Source organism: Pseudomonas sp. NY11955, from assembly GCF_048068035.1.
Classification (GTDB): domain Bacteria; phylum Pseudomonadota; class Gammaproteobacteria; order Pseudomonadales; family Pseudomonadaceae; genus Aquipseudomonas.
The window spans coordinates 1-3,676 of the sequence record NZ_JBLUPS010000036.1 but is presented as its reverse complement, the minus strand read 5'-3'; the positions used below and the strand labels follow the sequence as shown (position 1 = coordinate 3,676).

Below are 3,676 nucleotides of genomic sequence, written 5' to 3'. Positions count from 1 at the left end.
GAAACCTGTTTTTGATGGTTATCCGCCTATGTTGGTTGGCTACATGCGCGTGTCGTCGGACTCCGACCGCCAGAGCACGGACTTGCAGCGCGACGCGCTGCTCGCCGCCGGCGTCGATCCGCGTCACCTGTTTGAGGATCGTGCCTCTGGCGCGAAGGATGACCGTGCCGGCTTGGCGCGGGCGCTTGAGTTCGTTCGAGCCGGCGATGTGCTGGTGGTGTGGAAACTCGACCGGCTCGGTCGCTCGCTGTCGCACCTGCTCGCCATTGTGACTTCGCTCAAGGACAAGCGGGTGGCGTTCCGCTCGCTGACAGAGAACCTGGACACTACGACGCCCTCGGGCGAATTCCTGTTCCAGGTGTTCGGTGCGCTCGCGCAGTACGAGCGCGCCTTGATTCAGGAGCGCGTCGTCGCGGGCTTGGCCGCCGCACGCAAACGCGGCCGGATCGGCGGCCGGCCGCAGGCGATCACTGGTGAGAAGCTGGACGCCATCGTCGCCGCGCTCGATGGCGGCATGTCTAAGGCGGCGGTGTGCCGCAACTTCAATGTCAAGCGCACTACGTTGATCGAAACATTGACGCGAGCAGGTTGGCGTGGTGCGGGAAGGACGGTCGATGAGCAACAAGAATAAGCTACTCACCGTCTTTTCTGACGCAGAGCAGGAAGCCTTGTACGGCCTACCGGACTTCGACGATGCTCAGCGGCTGGAATACCTGGCGTTGGCCGAATCTGAACTGGCGTTCGCCAGCAGCCGGCCTAGCCTGCAGGCCCAAGTCTATTGCGTCTTGCAGATCGGCTACTTCAAGGCCAAGCATGCTTTCTTCCGCTTCGATTGGCATGAGGTCGAGGACGATTGCGCCTTCGTGCTGAGTCGCTATTTCCACGGCGAAGCGTTCGAACGCAAGGCGATCACCAAGCATGAGCACTACAGCCAGAGGGGTCAGATCGCCGAACTGTTCGGCTACCGGTCGTGGGCGGCTAGCTTCCTGCCGCAACTGGCACAGCAGGCTGAACAGATCGTGCGGCGCGACGTAATGCCAGGATTCGTGGCCGCCGAACTGATCGTTTGGCTCAGCGAGCACAAAATCATCCGGCCCGGCCACACCACCTTACAAGAGCTGGTCAGTGAAGCCCTGTCCACCGAACGCAGGCGCTTGGGCGGCTTGCTGGCAGAAGTGTTGGACGAATCGGCCAAAGCTGCGCTGGGCCAGCTCCTGGTGCGTGACGACACCCTGTCTCAACTGGCAGCGCTCAAGCAGGACGCTAAAGATTTCGGCTGGCGTCAGATGGCAGGGGAGCGCGAGAAGCGCGCCACGCTGAAGTCCTTGCACGGGATCGCCAAGGCGCTGCTGCCCAAGCTCGGCATCTCGCAGCAGAACCTGCTGTACTACGCGAGCCTGGCGAACTTCTATACCGTCCATGACCTGCGCCACCTGAAGGCGGAGCAGACCCGGCTCTACCTGCTGTGCTATGCCTGGGTACGTTACCGGCAGCTCACCGACAACCTGGTCGACGCGATGGCCTTCCACATGAAAAAACTTGAGGACGAGAGCCGCACGGGTGCGAAACAGTCCTTTGTCGCCGAACAGCTGCGACGCCATCAGGAAACGCCGCAGGTTGGCCGCCTGCTGTCGCTGTACGTGGACGACAGCGTGGCCGATCCGACGCCGTTCGGCGAGGTGCGCCAACGCGCCTACAAAATCATGTCCAGGGAATTGCTGCAAAACACGGCGCAGCGCATGAGCGTCAAGCCACTGAACAAACTGGCGCTGCACTGGCAGGCGGTGGACGGCCTGGCCGAACGCATTCGACGCCATCTACGGCCGCTGTACGTCGCGCTCGACTTCGCCGGCACGGCCCCCGATAACCCATGGCTCGCGGCGCTGACTTGGGCCAAGAGCGTGTTCGCCAAGCAGCAGCGCCTATCACAACGGCCACTCGACGAATGTCCGGCGGCAACGCTGCCGAAACGCTTGCGTCCGTACCTGCTGATGTTCGATGCCGAAGGCACGCCGACAGGCCTGCATGCCGATCGTTACGAATTCTGGCTTTACCGTCAGGTCAGGAAACGCTTCCAGGCGGGCGAGCTCTACATTGACGATAGCTTGCAGCACCGGCATTTGTCCGACGAGTTGGTTTCGATGGACGAGAAAGCCGCCGTGCTCGCGCAGATGGACATCCCCTTCCTGCGGCAGCCGGTCAGTGCCCAGCTCGATGCACTGGCGACCGAGTTGCGTGCGCAATGGGTGGCGTTCAATCGCGAGCTGAAACAGGGCAAGCTGACGCACCTGGAATACGACAAGGACACGCAGAGACTGACCTGGCGCAAGCCCAAGGGGGAGAACCAGAAGGCGCGCGAGCAAGCTCTCTACGAGCAACTGCCATACTGCGATGTCGCCGACGTGTTTCGCTTCGTCAACGGCCAGTGCCAGTTCCTGTCGGCGCTGACACCATTGCAGCCACGCTATGCGAAGAAGGTAGCCGACGCCGACAGTCTGATGGCGGTGATCATTGCCCAAGCCATGAACCACGGCAACCAGGTTATGGCACGTACCAGCGACATCCCGTACCACGTCCTGGAGAGTACCTACCAGCAGTACCTGCGCCAGGCGACGCTACATGTGGCCAACGATTGCATCAGCAACGCCATCGCCGCACTGCCGATCTTCCCGCATTACTCGTTCGACCTCGATTCGTTGTACGGTGCCGTTGATGGGCAGAAATTCGGCGTCGAGCGACCAACTGTGAAGGCGCGCTACTCGCGCAAATATTTCGGCCGCGGCAAGGGCGTCGTCGCCTACACGCTGCTGTGCAATCACGTGCCGTTGAACGGCTACCTGATAGGCGCACACGAGTACGAGGCTCACCACGTGTTCGACATCTGGTACCGCAACACGTCGGACATCGTGCCGAGCGCGATCACCGGCGACATGCACAGCATCAACAAGGCCAACTTCGCCATCCTGCACTGGTTCGGACTTCGTTTCGAGCCGCGCTTCACCGACCTCGACGACCAGTTGCAGGAGCTGTATTGCGCCGATGATCTGGCATTGTACGAGAAATGCCTGATCCGGCCGGCTGGCCAGATCGACCGGCAACTCATCGTCGGTGAGAAGGCGAACATCGACCGAATCGTCGCCACACTGGGCCTGAAGGAAATGACGCAGGGCACGCTGATCCGCAAGCTGTGCACCTATACGGCGCCGAACCCGACGCGGCGCGCAATCTTCGAGTTCGACAAGCTCATCCGCAGTATCTACACACTGCGCTACCTGCGCGACCCGCAACTGGAGCGTAATGTTCACCGCTCGCAGAACCGCATTGAGTCCTATCACCAGCTACGCTCGACCATCGCCCAAGTCGGTGGGAAGAAGGAATTGACCGGCCGCACCGACATCGAAATCGAGATCAGCAACCAGTGCGCCAGGCTGATCGGCAACGCGATCATCTTCTACAACTCGGCGATCCTGTCCCTGCTGCTGACGAAGTACGAGGCAGCTGGCAATGCCAAGGCGCTGGCGTTGATCACGCAGATGTCGCCAGCGGCCTGGCGGCACATCCTGCTGAACGGGCATTACACCTTCCAGACTGACGGCAAGTTCATCGACCTGGATGCGCTCGTGGCGGGACTGGAGCTGGGCTGACGGAAATTTCTGGGATTCCGGCGTACAACCCC

Annotated in this window: 2 protein-coding genes; both read left to right on the top strand. The window is 61.4% G+C overall.

Annotated features, from left to right (window positions below):
* The first annotated feature begins 28 nt into the window (after positions 1–28).
* Positions 29–631, top strand: coding sequence for a recombinase family protein (locus tag ACNFBR_RS29105; RefSeq protein WP_010465829.1), 603 nt, complete (start codon positions 29–31; stop codon positions 629–631).
* A complete protein-coding gene (locus ACNFBR_RS29100; RefSeq protein ID WP_024015041.1) occupies positions 615–3,644 on the top strand; it encodes a Tn3 family transposase in 3,030 nt (1,009 codons plus the stop codon). The genes ACNFBR_RS29105 and ACNFBR_RS29100 overlap by 17 nt, the downstream gene beginning before the upstream one ends.
* The last annotated feature ends 32 nt before the right edge of the window (positions 3,645–3,676 follow it).